A 19,303-nucleotide genomic window follows, 5' to 3' on the forward strand; every position below is an offset into this window, starting at 1 on the left:
CGTCGGTGCTCGCCTGCTGAAGGCCACCGACGATCGCACGGCGCCCCGCGGTATCTAGGTCTACGCCGACCCGGCCGGCCACCCGTTCTGCCTGTGCTGGGTCCCCGCGGCCGACTGAATCAGGCGTCGGACTTCGCTTCGATCGCGTCGAGGTCGCGGACGGCGAAGCGGTGGTGCTCCCACTCCTCCTCGAGGATCACGTGCAGGCACGAGAGGACTGTCTCGGCGTGGTCGGGGGCGTGCGGATTCCGGCGCGTCTCGGCCAGCACCTCCGGCGTGACCGTGGCAATGAAGTCGCTCGCCATCGCGACCCGCCCCGCCCGGACCTCGAGCACCTCGCCGTACGACGGTCTGTCCGTTGTGGACTCCGACCCGTCCGCGCCGTCGTCCTCGATGTCTCTGTCCGGTTGACCGATGGGATGGAACGGCTGCTCGATCTCCAGAACCGCCTTGCCCAGCCACATGTCCGTCGCATGCACCAGGTGCCGCAGCGTCTGCGCGAACGACCACTCCCCGTCCACCGACACGTCAACCGTCCCGGCCGGCATCCCCGCGGCACGCTCGAGCGTCACCGCCCAGGTGGACTGGAGCGAACTCCAGGCCGCACGCAGACCATCCGGATCCCCGGCCTGTCGGTCCGCGCGACCGGGAAAGCGCCGGTTCAGCTCAGCCTCGACGAACGAGATCACGTCGACACCATTGATCCGGAGGAACTCACCCTCGCCGAGCCACGGCGCATCGATATCCGTCCGCGCCACCTCGACCCCGCGCATCACCACCCCGGACAGATCACTCTCGACAAACCGGGCACCACTCAGATCGACACCGACGAACTCCGCTGCCTTCAAGTCATCAGACCGGCCGAAAGTTGCCATGACTTCTCCTCCTCGAGCACCCAGTTGCCGCAAGCTAACACGCACCTCCGACAGTCTCCGATGTCATGCCAAGGGCACGAGGAACCGTTGATAGTCGGTGAAGGAGACGAAGCCCATCCGTCGGTAGACCGGAGCACCAAGCTCGGTGGCCTGGAGCACGACGACGTCGGCCCGTACTCGAAGCCCATTCGTACGACAGCGCCGGTCACGAGCGTCCCGAGCCCCTGATTGCGTGCCGCGGCCGTGGTCGCCACCCAGTAGACCCCGGCGGCAGGCCCGCGGTGGATGACCATCGCGCAGGACACCGGTGTGCCGTGCACCCGGGCGACAACGGCCGCCACGTTCGGCGCCAACAACCCGCCCGGCGACGCGAAGTGGTCGACCGCCCCGACATCCCGGCCGCCATCACGGAACACACTGCGATGCACCGCGGCGAACTCGTCCACGCCGTCGCGGTCGCTGACCTGAACCAGCTCGGTATCAGGCGGTACGGCGGGTGCCGGTGGCGGTGTGTGCAGCACCATGCCGAGTGCGGTCGATTGAAGCTGAAGCCCCTCGGCACAGGCTTGCGTGGCTAAGTCATGGTCGCGATGGATGCCTGCCCACAGCACGATGTCCCGACCCTGCGCCCTACCGAAGGCACGCGCCTCGTCCAGGACCCGACGAGGGTCGGTGTCGGGTGCCACGCGCAATGCTGCGTTGTGGAACGCTCCGACGAAGTTGGTCGCAGAAGCGACAAGAAGAGTGCCAGAGCGCCGACTCGAGAGCGCGCCGTCGCCGTATCGAGCGAAGTGCTCGACCGCATCCTCGACATTACGGTATGCGGCCGCGCAGAGGTGCAGGTCGTCCATCACCATTGCATCCAACACAACACCGCTGCTCCGCCGCCACTCCAGGCTCCGACCAGGTTGCGGGAACTCGGGAGCGACCACCACCCCGAAGCCGGCCCGGGGGCCAGGTGCGGGGTTCACCCCTGATCTGGTCCCTTCACCCCCGGAATGCGGTGGGTAGAAGGGTGCAGCTGCGAGGTTCTCCCCTGAAATTGACCTGGGACCGGATCACCACACGGGCCGACGCCACGCCCGGCTCCCGGATCCAGGGGCCACCGGGTCTCACGGGAGGGGGATCACCGCATGATGAGGGTGAGGAGGTCGGTGCCGAGGGTGGTGAGGGCGGTTTCGTCCAGGCGGTAGGCGACGAAGCGGCCTTGGCGTTCGGCGGTTACCAGGCCGGCTCGGGTGAGGGCTCGGAGATGGCGGGTGACTTGGGTGGGGTGGAGGCCCCACAAGGCGGCGATCTCGCCGGCAGTGCGGGGTTCGCTGGCGACGGCCCGGCAGACCTGCAGGCGGTCGGGGGCGGCGAGCGCTTCCAACCGGGCGCGGACTTGATGAGCGGTAGGTACGACGATCCCACGACCGCCGACGGGATAGATGATCGTGAGCGGTTCACCGGGAATCTCACCCAGGAAGAGATGCGGCGCAATGTAGTTGCTCGGGACAAGCAAAACGGATCGCGCAGCCACATCGACGCGCTTGCTCTGCACCTTCTGCACCACCACGCTGTCCGCGTCGCGTACGTCGATCGAGCCGTCGAGCGACCGCAGCATCGCCCCCACGCCGTCCCGCACCGCCAGATCCCGGTCCTGCCGGCCCCGCGCCGCCAGCGCCTCCTGCGATTCCTCCCACACCGGAGCGAACCACTCGACCCAACAAGCATCCAGCAGATCAACGAACCGACGTACCGGCTCAGCAGGATCAGTCAGCAACGCCTCAACCAGACCAGCGACGGATCGGCCCCGGCTGCGAGCCCAATGCAGTACGGCGTCCGTATCAGTGGTCCGAGAGCTCAATGGACGCCCCCGCAGCGGCCGCACCAGCTCAGCAGCCAACTCCGCTGGAGAACGCGCACGCAGAGCACGTAGCTCGTCCTCCCAAGAAGGCACTCCAGTCGCAGCAGTGGTCGCAAAGAACCGAGCCCGCACAGCCCGCACAGTCCACGTCCACTGCGACAACTCCGACCGCAGTACGGCGGGCATCCGCACCGCAGCCGCCCACTCAACCCGCCCGTGATGCCGGGGCTCGGCCAGCACATGCAACGCGCAGCCCAGCTCGATCAATGGCGACGCGACGTGCCGGATCCGCTCGGGGTCGAGCCGGCTCAGCCCCGCGAGAACTGTCGGCACCTAGTCCTTCAGCTTGAACTGGAGTTCGGTGTCCCAATCGGCCATGTCAGGGACTTCGCGCGGGTCGGACTTGTAGATCTCCAAGCGGGCGGTCCAGTTGTCACCGACAGCGTCCCACTCCAGCCCCTCAGCGGAGGCCCAGGCGAGCAGATCGCGAGTGGCGTCGAGCAGGCCGTCCGGGTGGCCGTGGTAGTTCACGCTCGCGTAGCGGCCGGCCGGGAGTACGCCGGTGACGATCTCACCCTCGCCATGGTGCAGGTCGTCGACCGGGAACCCGATCTCCATCACCAGCCCGGCCTCCATGTCGACCACGTCGTACTTGAAGAACGGCGCGTCGTTCGGCGCGATCTCGTGCGCGGCGAGCCAGTCGATGACCTCGCGCATCCGGTCCGCGAACGCCGCGATCCCGTCCATCGCGACCTTGCCCCGCAGCGCGACGTACGGCCGCTCCCCCACTTCCACGATCTCCGGCATGCGATCCTCCCAACTCGGCAATGGACTCAACCTAACGCCTGCTGGATGGCACAGGCTTGCCGAGGTGGGTGACTGAGGGTCTACTGAGACAGGGGGGTGGCCGCCATGTTCAAGGTCAAGGTTGCCGTAGTTGCTGTTGCCACGTTGGTGCTAGGTCCGTCGACGCCTGCTCTGGCCGAGCCGACCACACCGCTCACCTACAACGCCGGGACTACCGCGACGCGGTTCACCGGGCTGGCGTTCGACACGTGTACGGCGCCCACCCTCGCGCAGATGACCGCATGGAAGGCATCGCCGTACAAGGCGGTCGGCATCTACATCGGCGGAGTCAACCGCAGCTGTGCCCAGCCACAGCTCACCGCCGGCTGGGTCACAGCCGTCACGGCGATGGGGTGGCGGCTGGTCCCGATCTATCTGGGTCTTCAGGCACCCTGCGGTACCCGGAGATACAAGATGTCGACGGCATCCTCCAACCGAGAAGCGGTGCGGGACGCAGACGACGCGGTCGCCAAGGCCAGGGCATTGGGCATCCTGCCGGGCAGTGCGATCTACAACGACATGGAGCACTACGACAACACGAACGCCGTCTGCCGTTCCGCCGTACTGCACTACCTGTCCGCGTGGACCAAGGAACTGCACCTACAGCGATACCTGTCCGGCGTCTACGGGCATCAGAACTCGGGTGCACCGGACCTGGCCGCCGCTTACAACTCCACGTCGTACGCGCGACCGGATGCACTGTGGATCGCACGCTGGGACCTCAGCAGCTCGCTCACCGGCTGGCCGACTGTCCCCAACACCTTTTGGGCGGTCGGACAGCGCGGCAAGCAGTACCGGGGCGACCACACCGAGACGTACGGCGGTGTGACGCTCAACATCGACAACGACCGGTTCGACGCGCCGGTCGCGAGCGTCTCGTACAGCTACACCGTCAGGACGACCATCCACGGCTACAGCGGCCCCTCGACCGCCTACCCGGTCAGGACGACGATCCCCGCGAACGCCAAGGTCCGCATCGTGTGCCAGACCTTCGGCCCGAAGATCGGCACCACCATCGTCTGGAACAAGCTGATCGACGGCACCTACATCACGGACTACTACACCAGGACACCGAGCAAGCCCGGCTACAGCGCACCCCTCCCCGGCTGCACCTTCCCCTTCCAGACCACCATCAACGGCCTGAGCCGGCGACACGGCCCGGGTACGTCGTTCGCAACCTACCCAGGCCTGTTGCCTGCCGGGTCACTGGCCTGGATCACCTGCCAGCTGCCCGGAACCAAGGTCGGCACGACCTCGGTCTGGAACCGTCTGAGCGACGGCTCGTACGTCACCGACTACTACGTCGCCACAGCGAGCAACACGACCTACACCGCGCCGATCCGCCGCTGCTGAGTCACTGAGCCCAGGGCGGCTGGATCTGCGTGCCGTCTGCCATCGTGCCGGTGAAGCCCGCGGTGATGGCGACGTACAGCTCGGCCTTGCCCTCGCCCAGGTTGGTGAGCGCGATCGGCTGGCCGGCGGGTACGACGACAGCGTCGCCGGGACCGAGCTTGTCGCCGTCGGCCGTGATCTGCACCGTGCCGGTCAGCACCATGAACACCTCGTCCCGGTCGAGCGTGTGCGGCTCACCGCCGCCGTGCCCGGGATCGACCGTGAGCTTCCAGGTGCACAGACCGGCGGAGCCACGGCTAGGTGCTGCCAGCCCGGTGAACTCGACGCCGTGCAACTCGAACCGCGGCGCCTCGGCCGCGCGAATGACGTGCATGTGTTTCCCCCACTCCAGATAGTCAAGCTGACTTGACCAAGCCAGCTTGACTATCATGGCGTGCATGACGCGATCGGGCAAGCCGGATTTCGGGATCTTGTTGCTGCTGGCGGACCAGGAGTTCGTCCGTTCACTCCGCCAGGCGACGGCCGAGCAGGGGTACGACGACCAGGGCCGGTCGGACGGGTTCGTGCTGCGCACGCTGAGCGCCGGGCCGACCACGATCAGCGGACTGGCCGAGCGGCTGGAGATCACCAAGCAGGGCGCGAGCCAGATCGTCGACGACATGGAGCGCCGGGGGTACGTAGAGCGCCGGCCCGACCCCACCGACGCCCGGGCCCGGCTGCTGCAGCTCACCGCACGAGGTGAGGCAGCACTCCAGGCGGCCCGGAAGTTCCACCAGGCCTACGAACGCAAGCTCCGCAGGCGCTTCGGCGACGAGGCGATCGACACGGTGCGCGGCGTACTGACCGAGATGGCCGGCGAGGCCCAGATCAGTACGCCGCACTTCCGCGCGTTGATGTTCTAAGCGAAGTACTTCGGGAACTGGTCGTTCGTCGGCCAGCTCTTCACGCCGTTGGCGGCGGTCCACAGCGCCGCGTCGATGTCGCCGTACGACTTGCCGCTGGCGTCGTCGCGGCGGTTGAACAGCGCCGCCCAGCTCATCCCGTTGTAGGTCCGGACCATGATGGTGAAGGTCCCCGGCATGCTGCCGGTGTGCCAGGTGTTGCGCCCGGTGCCGCCCGTCGTCGGGCGCACCTGCCAGCCGAGGCCGTAGTACGAACCGTCGGAGTTCAGGCCGGTCTCGGGCTTCGCCCAAATGCTGTTCAGCGACGCCGTGTTCAGCACGCTCGACGACGTGTCGAACATCTTCGCCCACCGGACCAGGTCCGGAGCGCTCGCGATCCAGCCGCCGTTGGCATCCTGGATGCGCATGCTGAAGGACCCGTACGGCGCGGGCACGGTGGCACCCGACATGTTCAGCACGGTCTTCCCGGTGTACTGCGACTCGTACGGCACCTCACCGGAGTGCTTCGCGATCGAGTAGCCCTGCGCCATCCGCGTGATCTTCAACGGGGTGAGCAACTTCTGCTGCACATAGGCGGGGTAGCTCAGGCCGCTCCCCTTCTCGATCACCCGGCCGGCGAGCGTGTACCCGAAGTTGGAGTACGCGTACTTGGTGCCCGGGGCGTAGTCGAGCTTCCGGCCGGCCTCGTACTTGATCACGTCGGCGGGGTGCAGTTCCATCGGGACACCCAGAGCCCGGGAGATCACCGCATCCTCCCACTCCGGGTCGCCCGAGATATCGCGGTCCCAGCCGCCGAGGTGCTGCAGCAGCCGCTTGATCGTGACCGCGGACCAGCGGGTGTCCTTGGTCTGACCGGTCGGCGGCGTGATCGAGATGATGTTGCCGACAGGCGTCGACAGGCTCAGCTTGCCGTCCTGCACGAGCTTCACGATCGCGGCCGCGGTGAACGACTTCGTCAGGCTCGCGATCCGGAACAGCGAGGTCGGGTTGACGGTCAGCGCGGTCGACGTGCTGTAGCCGCGGGCAAGCACCAGGCGGCCCTTGTAGGTCACCGCAAGCTGGCCGGCCGTCACGCCGCGCGCCTGCATGAACGTCTTCATCTGACTGTCGAAACCGGCCAAGGCCGATACAGCGGTCCCGGTGGTCTTCCAGGTCGCGGCGGCATCGGCGGAGCGACTCAGGGCCGTTCCTGCTCCGGTGCCGACGGCGGCGACCGCGCCGGTGGCGATGGCTAGCTTGCCGAGATTCCGGCGCGACAACTCCACGGACGTGTTCTCCTTCAGGTCTTCAGGGCAGGGGGGTACTGCTGAAGGAGTCTCTCACCGCAGGGGTCTAATCGATCATCGATGCGTACGAGATGACACCACGACGGATCTCGTCGACCACGGCTCGCGCGGTGGATCGCAACGGGGTCGGTCCGGCCGCGTCCGCAACCTGCTCGGTCAGGTCGATCAGTTGCTTCACCCAACGAACGAAATCGCCGGCAGCCAGGTCGGACTCGTAGAGCACCTCGGCCAGCGAGGCACCCGACGCCCACCGGAACGCCGGCCAGCAGAAGCCGAGGTCCATCGACCGCAGGAAGTCCACCCGCATGTCCCGCTCCAGCGCGGACAGGTCGCGCCAGATCCCACCCATCTTCTCCAACGCCACGCGTACGTCGCCACGCGGCAACCGTGGTGACGTCGGCTCGTCCTTCGACCGCGCCTCGTACACCAGCGCGGCAAGACACGCCGCGAGCTCGGGCACGGTGAGGTCGTCGAAAACTCCTTGCCGCAGGCACTCAGCCGCGACCAGGTCGAGCTCGGTGTAGATCCGCGACAGCCGGTCGCCGGCCTCGGTGGTCTTGTCGCCGTCCAAATAGTGCAGCGCGTCGAGGACCTGGCAGACCCGGTCGAACTGGCGGGCGATGGTGTTCGTCCGCTGCTCGATCTTGCGCTGCACCTCGCGGTTCTCCCGGTCGAGCCGGAAGTACCGCTCGGCCCAGCGGGCGTGGTCCTCGCGATCCGAGCAGCCGTGGCACGGATGCGCGCGCAACTGTGCCCGCATCTCCTGCAACTCCGGGTCGTCGGCGTGACTGACCACGTCCCGGCCGCGGGTGCGCGACGGCGGCCCGTCCTCGCCGAGCATGTCCGTGTGGTTCCGCAGTACCTGCGCGAGCTCACGCCGCTGCTGCGGGTTGCGTGGGTTGAACTTCTTCGGGATCCGCAGGCTGCTGATCGCCTCGACCGGCGTCGGGAAGTCGATCATCGACAGCTTCCGGACCTGCCGGTCCAGCGTCAGCACGGTCGGCCGCGGACCTTCGCGCTCCGAGCGCATCCCCGGATCGAGGACGAGCGCCCAGCCCGCACTGCGGCCGGCCGGGATCCGGATGACGTCGCCGATCCGCAGCTTCTCGATCGACTCCTGCGCCTCGACCCGGCGATCGAGCTTGCGCCGCTTCGAGCCCGACGCCTCCCGCTCACCGATCCGCCGGCGTAGTTCGGCGTACTCGAGGAAGTCGCCGAGGTGGCAGTCGATGGACTCCTTGTAGCCCTCGAGCGCCTCGGTGTTGCGCTGCACCTGCCGGGCCAGCCCGACCACGGCCTGGTCGGACTGGAACTGCGCGAACGACAGCTCCAGCATGTCGCGGGCCCTGGTCCGCCCGACCTGGCGGACCAGGTTGACGGCCATGTTGTACGACGGGGAGAACGACGAGCGGAGCGGATACGTACGGGTGCTCGCCAGACCGGCGACGGCGCGTGGGTCGAAGCCTGGTTGCCACAGCACGACCGCGTGACCCTCGACGTCGATGCCACGGCGTCCGGCCCGGCCGGTCAGCTGGGTGTACTCCCCCGGGGTGATGTCGACGTGCGCCTCGCCGTTCCACTTGCTCAGCTTCTCGAGTACGACGGTGCGCGCCGGCATGTTGATGCCCAGGGCAAGCGTCTCGGTGGCGAACACGACCTTGATCAGGCCGCGCGCGAACAGCTCCTCGACGACCTCCTTGAACGCGGCGAGCATGCCCGCGTGGTGGGCCGCGATGCCGCGGCTGAGCGCCTCGGCGAAGTCGTGGTAACCGAGCACGCCGAGGTCCTCGTCCGGCAGGTCCGCGGTGCGCTCGGCCAGGACCCGCTTGATCTCGTCCCGCTCGGACGGCTTGGTCAGCCGCAGGCCCGACCGCAGGCACTGGATCATCGCGTCCTCACAGCCCTTGCGGGAGAAGATGAAGTAGATCGCCGGCAGCAGCGCGCCGCCGTCCAGCTCCTCGACCACATCGGACCGGTACGGCGTGAAATGGGACCGCTGCGGGCGGCCCTTCGGGAGATCCCGGCGCCGGCGGGGTTTGCGCGAGTCGTCGCGGAAGATCCGGTTGTCGTCGCGGGCGATCCGGACCAGCTGCGGGTTGACCAGGTCCTTCAGGTCGACCTGGTTGGCCTTCGCCGGGTTGCCGGACTTGGCCTTCGCGGGTGCGCCGACCCTTGCGGTCGGCGCCTCACCAGCGAACAGGTCGTGCAGCCGCTTGCCCACCATCACGTGCTGGAACAGCGGCACCGGCCGCTTCTCCTCCAGGACGACGACGGTGTTGCCGCGGACGGTCTCCAGCCAGTCGCCGAACTCCTCGGCATTGCTCACGGTCGCCGACAACGACACCACCGAGACCGATTCCTGCAGGTGGATCAGCACCTCCTCCCACACCGCGCCACGAGCGCGGTCGGCCAGGTAGTGCACTTCGTCCATCACGACGTACGAGAGACCGAGCAGGGTGCTGGAACCGGCGTACAGCATGTTCCGCAGGACCTCGGTCGTCATCACGACGATCGGGGCCTCGGAGTTGACCGAGTTGTCTCCGGTGAGCAGGCCGACCTTGTCGCTGCCGTAGCGGCTGACCAGGTCGGCGTACTTCTGGTTGCTCAGAGCCTTGATCGGGGTGGTGTAGAAGCACTTCTGCCCGCGCTGCAGTGCCAGGTGGACGGCGAACTCGCCGACCAGCGTCTTCCCGGAGCCGGTGGGCGCGGCCACGAGCACCTGGTGACCGTCCTCGAGGGCGGCGCAGGCGCGGAGCTGGAACTCGTCCAGTTCGAAGTCATAGAGCGCCCGGAACTCCTTCACGGCGGGATGCTCCTGGTCCGAGCGAAACACGGCGTACTTCTCGGACGGATTGCTCATCCACGTCCTCGCTTCGCTCCGGGCGCGGATGAGACACGAGATGCGCTGTGCTGGATGGTGACCTCGCTCCGCTCGCTCACAGGCCCCAATCTATGCGACGCCACCCCCAAAGCCACGCTGGGTCAGCCATGCGGCGGCCCGGGTGAGCGCGCCGTCGGCCTCGTCCATGAGGCCGACGTTGTACTGATACACGTGCGGCGCGCCCGCTACGACGTCCAGGCTGACGTCGACCTCGTGCTCCGCGGCGCGGGCCGCGAGCCCTAGCGAGTCGTCCAGCAGGACCTCCGCCGTACCGACCTGGATCAGCAGCGGCGGCAGTCCGGTCAGGTCCGCGAGCAGCGGACTCGCCAACTCGTCCTTCGGGTCGTGGCCGGCGAGGTAGTGGTCGGCGTACGCCTCCATGTGCGCACGGCTGAACAGTGGGTCGAAGTCACCCCGGGTGTCCATGCTCGCACCGGACAGCGTCAGGTCGGCCCAGGGCGAGAACACGACGACCGCGGCCGGCAACGGCAGGCCCTCCTGGCGTGCCGCCAGTACCAGGGCGAGCGCCAGCCCACCGCCCGCGGAGTCGCCCGCGACGAAGATCTCGCGGCCGCCCTCGAGAAGTTCCTTGTACGCCGCCAGCGCATCGTCGACCGCCGCCGGGAAGGCGGCCTCCGGCGCCAGGCGATAGTCCAGCGACACCGCCTGCAGGCCGGTGCGACGGGCCAGCGGAGCGGCGAGATTGGCCCCGGTCCGCGCCGACCCGATCACGTAGCCCCCGCCGTGCAGGTACAGGATCACGCCGTCCCCGTCGGCCCCGGCGACCTTCACGTCCAGCGCCGGGACACCGCCGAGCGAGCGCGGCTCGAGCGTGACGTCGTCACCGAGCGGGAGAGCCCCGAACACCGCGTCGAAGTCATCCCGCTGCTGGGCCGGCGACCGGGACGGGTCGCCCTTGGAGATCATGCCGCGTGCGGTGGCTCGTTGGTCCTGACTCATCGTCCGCCTCCTGATAGATTCCGAGGAATATAGTTCCCCCTAACTACATTCCGAGGAATCCAATTCCGTGATCGTCAGGATCTGGCTGTGACTGATCTCACGTCGTTGTTCACGGACCTGGTCCGGCTGGAAACGCGGCTCTACAACGTGCTCGACGCCCGGCTGAAGGCCGAGCACGGTCTCCCGCTCGGCCAGTTCGAGTTCCTCCGTGTCATCGCGGCCCGCGGGAACGCCCGGGTCTACGACCTGGCGCACGACATCGCGATCACGGTCGGCGCGACCAGCAAGGCCGTCGACCGACTCGAGTCCGCCGGCCGCTGCCGCCGTACGGCGAACCCGCACGACCGCCGCTCCTCCCTGGTCGAGCTGACCCCGGAAGGCGAGCGGCTGCTCGCCGCAGCGGCACCGACTGTCGAGGCAGAGCTCAACATCTGGCTGGGCTCGGTCCTGCCTGCCAAGGTCCTGACCGAGCTGGCTACCTCCCTGTCGATGCTCCGGCAACGCGCCGAGGCCGACCACCGGACCGACCGCACCGAGCCCACGACGGCACCCGAGCGCTGACCCTCACTCGGATCGGTCGAGCACCTGGTGCGGGCCGGCGTACGGATTTTCCTGGCCGCGTACGGGAAACAGCCGCGGACGTGACACAGCCGAACTCCCTCCCCTGGTGGTCGGTGGGAGTCCGGCTGCGGGTCCGGAGGGATCAACTGATGTGGTACGGGTCGCCGTAGACCTTCCAGTCGAGCGGAGTGTTCAGGTCGAAGTTGCCGTTGCGGAGGAAGACGCGCTGTGCGGTGTCGACGCGACTGGTGTCGCTGTGTGCCTCTTCCTGCTTCATAGCCCAGACACGCGCGTCAAGGAAGGCGTTGAGGTAGGTCGTCTCGTTTCCACCCTGCGACGGCGGCTTGGCCGTCCTCAGGGCACGACTCCGGATTCCGCCGAAGCTGGTGGCGTCACTGCCGGGCCCGTGCATGACGATCGCGTCGTAGTAGCAGAACTGGCCGAGAGTGCGTAGGCCGTCGGACTTCCCCTGCGACACCGCCGGGTTGAAGTAGACGCGGTCACGCTCATCGTTCTGGCACTGCTGGAAGACGGTGTCCTTGGCGGCGGTCTTCCAGTCCCTGGTGTAGTTCGGGTCCAGGCCGGAGTGCGAGTCACTGCCGTTCACCCGGCGCAGGGCCGGCAGATACTTCTGCAACACGTTGCCCGACTTGCGGTCGGCGTACAACTGGACCAGCTCGAGCATGTCTCCGGTCCCGGAGCAGAAGCCGATGATGCCGGCTGTGTAGCCGCGGCCGTCGTCGATGTCCTCGATGTACTTGTACTGCGCCTTCCAGTCCAGCGAGGAGTTCTCCGCGCTGCAGACGATCTGCATCGCGATCTCCTTCTTCGCGGGATCGTCGAGGCCGGTCGCGGTGACACCACCGGTCGCGGCGTCGGCGTGCGGCGCGTAGCGGGTGGCGGCGAGGGCGGTCGCCGGGGCGGCCGCGAGGGTCAGTCCGAGCAGGAGTGTGGTCCTGCGAGTGGGGCGGTTCGGCACGATCTCCTCCGGTGGGCGTCCGAGAGATGAACTGTTAGGAAGCTTTCCTATCAGAGCAATCTCAGCACGACCAGAGGTGAGGGAGATTCGGAGTGTGAAGGTTCTGTCTCAGGCGAACACGGTGAGGGCGCCGGGGGCGATGGTGATGTCGACCGGGAGCGGCCCGAGCACCTCGCCGTCGCCGTACGCCGTGATGCCGGGCGACTCGAGCCGGACCGAGCGGCCGCGGAAGGTCCGCAGCATCGGGTGGCCGACGTGGGTGCCCTTGGACAGCTTCGGGAACATCTGCAGCAGTGTGAACCGCGACACCGGCTGGATGATCGTGACGTCGAGCAGGCCGTCGTCGATCTCGGCGCCGGCGCAGATCTGCAGTCCCCCGCCGTACGTCGGTCCGGTGCCGACCGCGACCAGCATGGCCTTGGTCTCGATCACCTCGCCGTCGACGGTCACGACGTACTCGAGTGGCTTGAACGTGCGCAACTCGGCCAGGGTCGCGACCGTGTAGCGCGAGTTGCCCTTCGGCCAGCTCATCGCGTTGGCTCGCCGGTTCACCAGGGAGTCGAAGCCGCCGGCCACGACCGTGGTGATGTACTCGTCCTTCGCCACCGCGAGGTCGATCGTCCGGGTCTTGCCGGCCACGATCAGGTCGGCCGCCGCGGCCGGATCCTTCAGCGGTACGCCGATCCCGCGGGCGAAGTCGTTCCCGGTGCCGGCCGGGATCACGCCGAACGGCATCCCGGACTTGGCCAGCACCTGGGCGCCGAGGTGGATCGTGCCGTCGCCACCGATCAGCGCGACCCCGTCCGCGCCGGACGCGACCACCTCAGCGGAGATCCGGCCCACGTCCTCGGCGCAACTGGTGGCGAACACGTCGACGCTCAGGCCGGCCGCGGCGAGCCGTTCGCGAACGACCGGAGCGACCCGGGCACCAAGGCCCCTGCCGGCGGTCGGATTCACCACCAGCGCGATACGCCTACTCATCAGTCGGCCAGGAGTTCCTCTGAGTGCCTCGCGCGGCGCTTGTCGTTGAAGCGCGAGATCACCTCGGCGGCGAAGAACAGCAGGCACATCGGGATCGCCAGCAGGCACATCGTGAACGGGTCACCGGACGGCGTCGCGACAGCGGCGAACACGAAGATCACCAGGATGATGTACGGCCGGAACTTGCTGAGCGCCTTGGCCGGCACCACGCCGACCATGTTCAGCAGCACGACGACCAGCGGGATCAGGAACGCGACGCCGAACACCAGCATCGTCCGGATGACGAAGTCCAGGTACGTCGGCAGCTCGATCAGGTTCTGGATGTCCAGCGGTGTGAAGCTGATCAGGATCGCGATGCCCTTCGGCAGCGTCCAGTAGGCCACCGCCATACCGGTGGCGAACAGTGGCGCCGCGATCCCGGAGAAGATGTAGGCCCACTTGCGCTCGTTGCGGTGCAAGCCCGGCGCGACGAACGCCCAGAGCTGGTACAGCCAGACCGGACTGGCGAGCACCAGGCCGAACAGCGCGGAGATCTTGATCCGGAACGTCAGCGCGTCGCCGACGCCGGGGAACGTGAGGATCGGCTCCTTGCCCTGCTCCCGGGCCAGGTCGCCGACGCTGGTGTGGAAGGGCTGGGTCAGGAACCTGAACGCTTCGTCGTAGAAGATCCAGCCGAGCACAGTGCACACCACGATCGCGAGCACGCTGATGAGCAACCGGTTGCGAAGCTCGACAATGTGCTCGCGCAGGGTCATCCGACCCTCGTCGTCCTTCGGGCGGCGCTCTTTCTTCTCTTTACGCCGTCCGATCCTCACCATTGACACCGGCGGGTGCTCGGCTCAGTTGGCCGTGTGGGTGGGCGGCAGGCCGTCGCCCTGACCGTTCACCTGGTTCGGCTGCTGGGCTGGCTGGGCCTGCGGGGCCGCCTGCTGGGTCGGCGCCTGGACCTGCTGGGTGCCTTCGGTGAGCTCCGGCTCCTTCTTCTTGGGGCCGACCTCTTCCTCCCAGATCTTCTTCGACTTGCCGAGCTGCTTCACCAGGGCCGGCAGCTTGGCCGAACCGAACAGCAGCACGACGATCGCGAGGATGACGAGCCACTCTGCGCCTTGGGGCATACCGAGGAGCGGTGCCATGTCGATCTCCCTTTCACAAACTTCTTCTCGTGGCTCAAGCGTGAGAACGTGGGCCGATACTACGCCGGAGCGTGCTCATCCTGGCGGGTCTGTCCAGACCCGGCCGCGGACTGTGCGGCGTCCAGCTTGGACTGGGCGGCGACCAACTCACGCGTCAGCGCCTTGGCCTGGCCCCATACCTTCCTCGCCAGCAAGGCGAGGACCAGAAGCCACACCGCCAGCACCGCGAGGAAGAGCAGGAACCAGTACATACCCAGGAGCCTAGCCGGTCGTCGTCCATCGCCCACGCCCTGCGGGGAGTCTGAGCGGACAACGGTGTCGGAACGTGATGGTAAAACCGTGTGTCTGCGGAGTACGCCGCGTGGCTTGGGGTCGGTAGGTATTCGGTGAGCGAGGGGTTGCGGATGTTTCGGATCGGGGTGGACGAGCGGCGGGCGCGGCTCGGGCGGCGGCACCGGCTCGGGCCGGACTGCCGGGCGGCGGATCCGGTCGAGGCGGCCGCGGCGCTGGTCGCTTTGCACGCCACCGACCCGGCGACGGTCCACCTGAGTGTGGCGGCGCGGGTTCCGGGGAGTGACGTCGCGGGCACGGAGCGCGCGCTCTACGACGACCGGGTGTTGATCCGGATGCTCGGCATGCGCCGGACGGTGTTCGTCGTACCGACTCCGTTCGCGCCGATCGTGCAGGCGGCGTGCACGGACGACATCGCGGTCAAGCAGCGGAAGTTGCTGGTGAAACACCTCACCGAGGCCGGGGTGGGGGGCGATCCGGAGGCGTCCGGGAAGTGGCTGCGGGCGGTCGAGGAGTCGACGGCGACCGCGCTGGCGTTGCGTGGATCGGCGACCGCACAGGAGCTGGCCGCGGACGAGCCGCGGCTGCGGACCCGGCTGAGCATGGCCGAGGGCAAGGCGTACGCCGCTCAGCCGTACGTGACGAGCCGGGTGTTGTTCCAGCTGTCGGCCGAGGGACGGATCGTGCGTGGGCGCCCGCTGGGGACGTGGCTGAGTGGTCAGCACCACTGGTCGCCGGCCGAGGACTGGCTGCCGGACAGGCTGGTTGACAGGCCGACGGCGGACGAGGCACGGATGACGCTGGCGCGGGCGTGGTTGTCGTCGTTCGGCCCGGGTACGGCGGCGGACCTGCAGTGGTGGGCCGGCTGGACGGCCGGTCAGACGAAGAAGGCCCTGACCGCGGTCGAGGCGGTCCCGGTCGACCTGGACGGACAGGTCGGCTATGTGCTGCCGGGTGACGAGGCGCCGGAGGTTCCGACGGAGCCGTGGGTCGCGTTCCTGCCTGCGCTCGACCCGACGCCGATGGGCTGGAAGGAGCGCGCTTGGTACCTGGGTAACCACAAGGCCAAGCTCTTCGACACCACCGGCAACATCGGCCCGACCATCTGGGCGGACGGCCGCATCGTCGGCGGCTGGGGCCAGCCAGAAACCGGCGAGGTCCGCTACCAGTTGCTGGAGGACGTCGGCCGCGAGGCCACAGCCCTGATCGAAGCCGAAGCGGACCGCTGGACCACCTGGCTCGCCGGCGTCCGGGTCACTCCGCGCTTCCGAGCCCCCCTGGAGAAACAGCTCAGCCAGGGCTAATCGTCGTACGCGGAGAGGGCTTCGCGGGCGGTGGCGGCGATCTGGGTGGTGAGGTCGGGTGGGTCCAGGACTGTGGCGGCGCCGCCCAGGCGGAGGACGAGGCGCTGGAGCCAGGCGGTGTCGGCGACGCGGAGCTTGACGATCAGTGAGTTGTCGGGGCCTTCCTCGACGGACTCGTTGGGGTAGTACTCGGCGACCCAGCGGGCCGGGGGCGCCAGCCGGACGGTCGCCAGGAGGTCGCGCTCGGACGGCTGGAACATGCCGTTCGACAGATCGCGCGGGGTGGCCTCGGGCGGCGGTTCGCTGGGGAGGTCGAGGAGTTTGACGGCGGCGATGCGGTCCAGGCGGAACAGCCGGACGTCCTCGGCCAGCCGGCACCAGGCCTCGAGATAGGTCCGGCCGTCCGACACGACCAGGCGCATCGGGTCCACATCCCGCTCGGTGGTCTCGTCCCGCGACGGGACGTCGTACGTGAGATGCAGGCGGCGCTGCGCGGCCAGGCCGCGATTGACCGTCTCGGCGATCTCCGGCGCGGCCGGCTCGACGTGCACGTGGGCCGCCGCGCCCTCGCTGGCCGCCGCGGCCTCCCCCGCGGCACGCTCCAGCTTGCCGATCGCCCGGTCGACTGCCTCCCGGTCATGCCCGGCCGTCACCTCGCGCAGGGTGCGCAGTGCGGTCAGGAGCGCCAGCGCCTCGTCCGCGGCCAGCCGCAGCGGACGGGCCAGGTAGTCCGCGTTGTTGATGTGGATGACGCCGTCGCCCTCGGCCGCCTCGATGTCGATCTCGATCAGATCGCCCATCTGCGCCCCGGGCAGCCCGCAGAACCACAGCACCTTCAGGTCGGCGATGATCTGCTTCGGCCGTACGCCGAACTCCGCCGCCACGTCGTCGACGCGAGCACCGTCGTTCTCACGGAGATACGGCACCAGTGCGAGCAACCGCTGCACCTGGTCACGGGCATTGCTCATCCGGCCACCGTCCGAAGCCGCCACAAAACACCATCCAGCACGTCCCCGGGTCCCTCGACCACGGCATCCGGGCCGTACGACGCGATCTCCTCGGCGAGGACGCCGGAGTCGGCGTACGGGACGTGCAGCAGGTCCCAGCCCTCCTCGTACGGCTCGATCGCGTTGGCGCGGCGGCGCAGGCTCACACAGGACCCGGTGCGGGCCCGGACCTTCGCCTCGGACGTCGGCCGCGGCGGCGCCAGCTCGGACACCAGCGAACGCAGGTCCGTGCCCTCCGGCACGGTGAACGCGGCCGGCGCACCGACCGTCTTCACGTCTCCGCCGATCCGCGACATCCGGAACATCCGTGTGGCCTGGCGATCCCGGTCGCGGCCGACGACGTACCAGCGGCCGTGCCAGGACACGATGCCCCAGGGCTCCAGGGTCCGCGTGGTCGGCTCGGATGCGCCACTGCGCAGGTGCTGGAAGCGCACGGCGGTCCGGCTCACCACAGCCGACCACAGTGGGTCGAAGGCCGGCTCCGACGCACCGACATGCGGCTCGATCGCGCTCAGAGCGGACTGGTCGGTCTGGATCCCGGCGGCCTTCAGCTTCAGGACCGCCGATGTGGTCGCCTCGGCCAGGCTGGCGTGCTGCCAAACCCGGGCGGCGACCCCCAGTACGGCGGCCTCGTCCGGCTCCAGGTGCACCTCGGGCAGCTCGAACACGTCCCGGCGGATCCGGTAGCCGACCTCGTCCGAGAAGAACTTGTCGATGGTGCCGATCTCGATCGGGATGCCGAGGTCGCGCAGCTCGTCCTTGTCCCGCTCGAACATCTTCTCGAAGGCGTCGTCGGTCTGGCCCGCGTACCCCTCGACCACCTCGCGGATGCGTTCCTTGGTCACATAGGTGCGCGCGACCAGCAGGCAGATGACCACATTGAGCAGTCGCTCACTCTTCCGCGCCGACACCCGACCACCTTACGGCCTTCGAGCGTCAAAACCCGCCCTGCCGCACCGAAACCTTCGAACACGGGTTCGACCCGCCGGTGGAGGTCCAGGATCCCGCTAGTGTCGCCCTGTGATTCGGTGGCGCGACGGAGTGGTGCGTGAGATCGGGCGGAGCTGGACCGGTGCGGTTGAGCTGACTGTGATGGTCGGTGCGCAGCCTGTGCGCGCGCTGGCCTACCCGGACCTGGTGGGTACGCCGGTCCCCGGCGACCGGGTGTTGCTGAACGTCGGTGCGCTCGATCGCGGGCTCGGGACGGGCGGATACGCGCTGGTGGTCGCCGTACCGGACCGGCTGCCTGCCGACCCGCCGGAGCACGGTCACCTGGTCAAGGCGCGGTACACGCCGCTGCAGGCGATGGTGATGGGTGCGGACGAGCAGGACTCGCCGGATCACGACGTACTGCGGGATGCGGACGACCTGTTCCGTACGCCGGTCGTCGTGGCGGACCTGCACTCCGCGCTGCCCGCTGTACTGGCGGGTGTCTATGAGGCTCGGCCGACGACCCGGGTTGTGTATGTCATGACCGACGGTGGGGCGCTACCACTCGCGTTCTCGCGGACCGTGGCGTCGCTGCGGGACAGTGGCTGGCTCAGCGGGACAGTGACCGTCGGACAGGCGTACGGCGGGGATCGTGAGGCGGTGACGGTTCACACCGGGCTGTTGACCGCCGTACACGTGTTGTCGGCGGAGCTCGTCGTACTGACGCAGGGGCCGGGCAACCTCGGGACGGGGACTCGCTGGGGGTTCTCGGGTGTGCAGTCGGGCGAGGCGGTCAACGCGGTCGGCACGCTGGGTGGGCGGGCGGTGGCGTCGCTGCGGATCTCGGAGGCTGATCCGCGACCACGGCACCGGGGGATCTCGCACCACAGTCTGACCGCGTACGGCCGGGTCGCGTTGCAGCCGGCGGATGTCGTCGTACCCGATCTGCCGGGCGACTTCGGCGACGCCGTACGGGACGCAGCGGAGCCGCTCAAGGCCAGGCACCGGGTCGTGCGGGTCGGAGTGGACGGGTTGTACGAGGCCATGCGGGCCGCACCGGTGAAGTTGTCCACCATGGGCCGCGACCTCGATGGCGACCGCGCCTACTTCGAAGCCGCCGCCGCGGCCGGCCGGCACGCGGCCGGTCTGGTGGACGTGCCGTGAT

20 protein-coding genes are annotated in these 19,303 nt (G+C 68.5%); 5 read left to right on the plus strand and 15 right to left on the minus strand.

Features of this window, described 5'->3' with window-relative positions:
- Positions 1-119 precede the first annotated feature (119 nt).
- The 4 genes from ACXC9Q_RS16240 to ACXC9Q_RS16255 form a co-directional block, all read right to left on the minus strand.
- Positions 120-875, minus strand: a complete 756-nt coding sequence (locus tag ACXC9Q_RS16240) for a DinB family protein (protein WP_457057335.1) — start codon at positions 873-875, stop codon at positions 120-122.
- Positions 845-1,726 carry a hypothetical protein gene (locus tag ACXC9Q_RS16245; RefSeq protein ID WP_457057336.1) on the minus strand — a complete coding sequence of 294 codons (882 nt, stop codon included), beginning with the start codon at positions 1,724-1,726 and terminating at the stop codon, positions 845-847. The genes ACXC9Q_RS16240 and ACXC9Q_RS16245 overlap by 31 nt, the downstream gene beginning before the upstream one ends.
- Positions 1,727-2,001: 275 nt before the next feature.
- Positions 2,002-3,057 carry a DUF5937 family protein gene (locus tag ACXC9Q_RS16250; RefSeq protein ID WP_457057337.1) on the minus strand — a complete coding sequence of 352 codons (1,056 nt, stop codon included), beginning with the start codon at positions 3,055-3,057 and terminating at the stop codon, positions 2,002-2,004.
- The gene (locus tag ACXC9Q_RS16255; RefSeq protein WP_328519040.1) at positions 3,058-3,531 is read right to left on the minus strand and encodes a GyrI-like domain-containing protein; all 474 of its coding nucleotides are present in this window, start codon (positions 3,529-3,531) and stop codon (positions 3,058-3,060) included.
- Positions 3,532-3,636: 105 nt separating this feature from the next.
- Here ACXC9Q_RS16255 and ACXC9Q_RS16260 point away from each other — a divergent pair, with 105 nt between their 5' ends.
- Positions 3,637-4,923, plus strand: coding sequence for a glycoside hydrolase domain-containing protein (locus tag ACXC9Q_RS16260; RefSeq protein WP_457057338.1), 1,287 nt, complete (start codon positions 3,637-3,639; stop codon positions 4,921-4,923).
- A 1-nt stretch (position 4,924) separates the two neighbouring features.
- On the opposite strand, the gene ACXC9Q_RS16265 is transcribed toward ACXC9Q_RS16260, so the two are convergent.
- Complete coding sequence (locus ACXC9Q_RS16265) at positions 4,925-5,296, minus strand: cupin domain-containing protein (RefSeq protein WP_457057339.1); 372 nt, start codon at positions 5,294-5,296, stop codon at positions 4,925-4,927.
- Positions 5,297-5,360: 64 nt separating this feature from the next.
- Between ACXC9Q_RS16265 and ACXC9Q_RS16270 the strand changes: the two genes are divergently transcribed.
- Entirely contained in the window at positions 5,361-5,825 is a 465-nt protein-coding gene (locus tag ACXC9Q_RS16270; RefSeq protein WP_457057340.1) for a MarR family winged helix-turn-helix transcriptional regulator, read from the plus strand.
- Here ACXC9Q_RS16270 and ACXC9Q_RS16275 read toward each other — a convergent pair.
- The 3 genes from ACXC9Q_RS16275 to ACXC9Q_RS16285 all read right to left on the minus strand — a co-directional run bounded on the left by ACXC9Q_RS16275 (position 5,822) and on the right by ACXC9Q_RS16285 (position 10,952).
- On the minus strand, positions 5,822-7,090 hold the full coding sequence (locus ACXC9Q_RS16275; RefSeq protein ID WP_457057341.1) for a serine hydrolase domain-containing protein: 1,269 nt from the start codon (positions 7,088-7,090) through the stop codon (positions 5,822-5,824). The two genes, ACXC9Q_RS16270 and ACXC9Q_RS16275, sit on opposite strands and share 4 nt — an antisense overlap.
- Before the next feature lie 67 nt (positions 7,091-7,157).
- Positions 7,158-9,971 (minus strand): DEAD/DEAH box helicase, encoded by a 2,814-nt coding sequence (locus ACXC9Q_RS16280; protein WP_457057342.1) that lies wholly within the window; start codon positions 9,969-9,971, stop codon positions 7,158-7,160.
- Between the two features lie 90 nt (positions 9,972-10,061).
- Positions 10,062-10,952, minus strand: coding sequence for an alpha/beta hydrolase (locus tag ACXC9Q_RS16285; RefSeq protein WP_457057343.1), 891 nt, complete (start codon positions 10,950-10,952; stop codon positions 10,062-10,064).
- A gap of 87 nt (positions 10,953-11,039) precedes the next feature.
- On the opposite strand from ACXC9Q_RS16285, the gene ACXC9Q_RS16290 reads away from it, so the two are divergent.
- Positions 11,040-11,513 carry a MarR family winged helix-turn-helix transcriptional regulator gene (locus ACXC9Q_RS16290; protein WP_457057344.1) on the plus strand — a complete coding sequence of 158 codons (474 nt, stop codon included), beginning with the start codon at positions 11,040-11,042 and terminating at the stop codon, positions 11,511-11,513.
- A 142-nt stretch (positions 11,514-11,655) separates the two neighbouring features.
- Here the strand turns inward: ACXC9Q_RS16290 and ACXC9Q_RS16295 are convergent, their stop codons facing one another.
- From ACXC9Q_RS16295 to ACXC9Q_RS16315, 5 genes are all read right to left on the minus strand, one after another.
- The gene (locus ACXC9Q_RS16295) at positions 11,656-12,492 is read right to left on the minus strand and encodes a chitosanase (RefSeq protein ID WP_457057345.1); all 837 of its coding nucleotides are present in this window, start codon (positions 12,490-12,492) and stop codon (positions 11,656-11,658) included.
- Positions 12,493-12,600: 108 nt separating this feature from the next.
- Positions 12,601-13,473: a diacylglycerol/lipid kinase family protein gene (locus ACXC9Q_RS16300; RefSeq protein WP_457057346.1), complete on the minus strand. Its 873-nt coding sequence runs from the start codon at positions 13,471-13,473 to the stop codon at positions 12,601-12,603.
- Positions 13,473-14,228 carry a twin-arginine translocase subunit TatC gene (tatC, locus tag ACXC9Q_RS16305; RefSeq protein WP_457057347.1) on the minus strand — a complete coding sequence of 252 codons (756 nt, stop codon included), beginning with the start codon at positions 14,226-14,228 and terminating at the stop codon, positions 13,473-13,475. The genes ACXC9Q_RS16300 and tatC overlap by 1 nt, the downstream gene beginning before the upstream one ends.
- Before the next feature lie 84 nt (positions 14,229-14,312).
- Positions 14,313-14,606, minus strand: a complete 294-nt coding sequence (locus tag ACXC9Q_RS16310; RefSeq protein ID WP_328519027.1) for a twin-arginine translocase TatA/TatE family subunit — start codon at positions 14,604-14,606, stop codon at positions 14,313-14,315.
- 59 nt (positions 14,607-14,665) lie between these two features.
- Positions 14,666-14,857: a hypothetical protein gene (locus ACXC9Q_RS16315; protein WP_457057348.1), complete on the minus strand. Its 192-nt coding sequence runs from the start codon at positions 14,855-14,857 to the stop codon at positions 14,666-14,668.
- Between the two features lie 153 nt (positions 14,858-15,010).
- Between ACXC9Q_RS16315 and ACXC9Q_RS16320 the strand changes: the two genes are divergently transcribed.
- A complete protein-coding gene (locus tag ACXC9Q_RS16320; protein ID WP_457057349.1) occupies positions 15,011-16,201 on the plus strand; it encodes a winged helix DNA-binding domain-containing protein in 1,191 nt (396 codons plus the stop codon).
- Here the strand turns inward: ACXC9Q_RS16320 and ACXC9Q_RS16325 are convergent.
- Both ACXC9Q_RS16325 and ACXC9Q_RS16330 read right to left on the minus strand, forming a co-directional pair.
- Complete coding sequence (locus ACXC9Q_RS16325) at positions 16,198-17,169, minus strand: helix-turn-helix transcriptional regulator (RefSeq protein WP_457057350.1); 972 nt, start codon at positions 17,167-17,169, stop codon at positions 16,198-16,200. The two genes, ACXC9Q_RS16320 and ACXC9Q_RS16325, sit on opposite strands and share 4 nt — an antisense overlap.
- A complete protein-coding gene (locus ACXC9Q_RS16330) occupies positions 17,166-18,119 on the minus strand; it encodes a helix-turn-helix transcriptional regulator (protein WP_457057351.1) in 954 nt (317 codons plus the stop codon). The genes ACXC9Q_RS16325 and ACXC9Q_RS16330 overlap by 4 nt, the downstream gene beginning before the upstream one ends.
- A gap of 109 nt (positions 18,120-18,228) precedes the next feature.
- Here ACXC9Q_RS16330 and ACXC9Q_RS16335 point away from each other — a divergent pair, with 109 nt between their 5' ends.
- Positions 18,229-19,302 (plus strand): DUF3866 family protein, encoded by a 1,074-nt coding sequence (locus tag ACXC9Q_RS16335; protein ID WP_457057352.1) that lies wholly within the window; start codon positions 18,229-18,231, stop codon positions 19,300-19,302.
- Position 19,303: the final 1 nt, after the last annotated feature.

The organism is Kribbella sp. CWNU-51 (assembly GCF_054073265.1).

Bases quoted from the DNA above. Each gene is read 5' to 3' on its own strand.
- ACXC9Q_RS16265 (WP_457057339.1), bottom strand. From the start codon at position 5,296: ATGCACGTCATTCGCGCGGCCGAGGCGCCGCGGTTCGAGTTGCACGGC.
- ACXC9Q_RS16240 (WP_457057335.1), bottom strand. From the start codon at position 875: ATGGCAACTTTCGGCCGGTCTGATGACTTGAAGGCAGCGGAGTTCGTC.
- ACXC9Q_RS16310 (WP_328519027.1), bottom strand. From the start codon at position 14,606: ATGGCACCGCTCCTCGGTATGCCCCAAGGCGCAGAGTGGCTCGTCATC.
- ACXC9Q_RS16245 (WP_457057336.1), bottom strand. From the start codon at position 1,726: ATGGACGACCTGCACCTCTGCGCGGCCGCATACCGTAATGTCGAGGAT.
- ACXC9Q_RS16325 (WP_457057350.1), bottom strand. From the start codon at position 17,169: ATGAGCAATGCCCGTGACCAGGTGCAGCGGTTGCTCGCACTGGTGCCG.
- tatC (WP_457057347.1), bottom strand. From the start codon at position 14,228: ATGACCCTGCGCGAGCACATTGTCGAGCTTCGCAACCGGTTGCTCATC.
- ACXC9Q_RS16255 (WP_328519040.1), bottom strand. From the start codon at position 3,531: ATGCCGGAGATCGTGGAAGTGGGGGAGCGGCCGTACGTCGCGCTGCGG.
- ACXC9Q_RS16300 (WP_457057346.1), bottom strand. From the start codon at position 13,473: ATGAGTAGGCGTATCGCGCTGGTGGTGAATCCGACCGCCGGCAGGGGC.
- ACXC9Q_RS16320 (WP_457057349.1), top strand. From the start codon at position 15,011: ATGTTTCGGATCGGGGTGGACGAGCGGCGGGCGCGGCTCGGGCGGCGG.
- ACXC9Q_RS16280 (WP_457057342.1), bottom strand. From the start codon at position 9,971: ATGAGCAATCCGTCCGAGAAGTACGCCGTGTTTCGCTCGGACCAGGAG.
- ACXC9Q_RS16270 (WP_457057340.1), top strand. From the start codon at position 5,361: ATGACGCGATCGGGCAAGCCGGATTTCGGGATCTTGTTGCTGCTGGCG.
- ACXC9Q_RS16260 (WP_457057338.1), top strand. From the start codon at position 3,637: ATGTTCAAGGTCAAGGTTGCCGTAGTTGCTGTTGCCACGTTGGTGCTA.
- ACXC9Q_RS16315 (WP_457057348.1), bottom strand. From the start codon at position 14,857: ATGTACTGGTTCCTGCTCTTCCTCGCGGTGCTGGCGGTGTGGCTTCTG.
- ACXC9Q_RS16285 (WP_457057343.1), bottom strand. From the start codon at position 10,952: ATGAGTCAGGACCAACGAGCCACCGCACGCGGCATGATCTCCAAGGGC.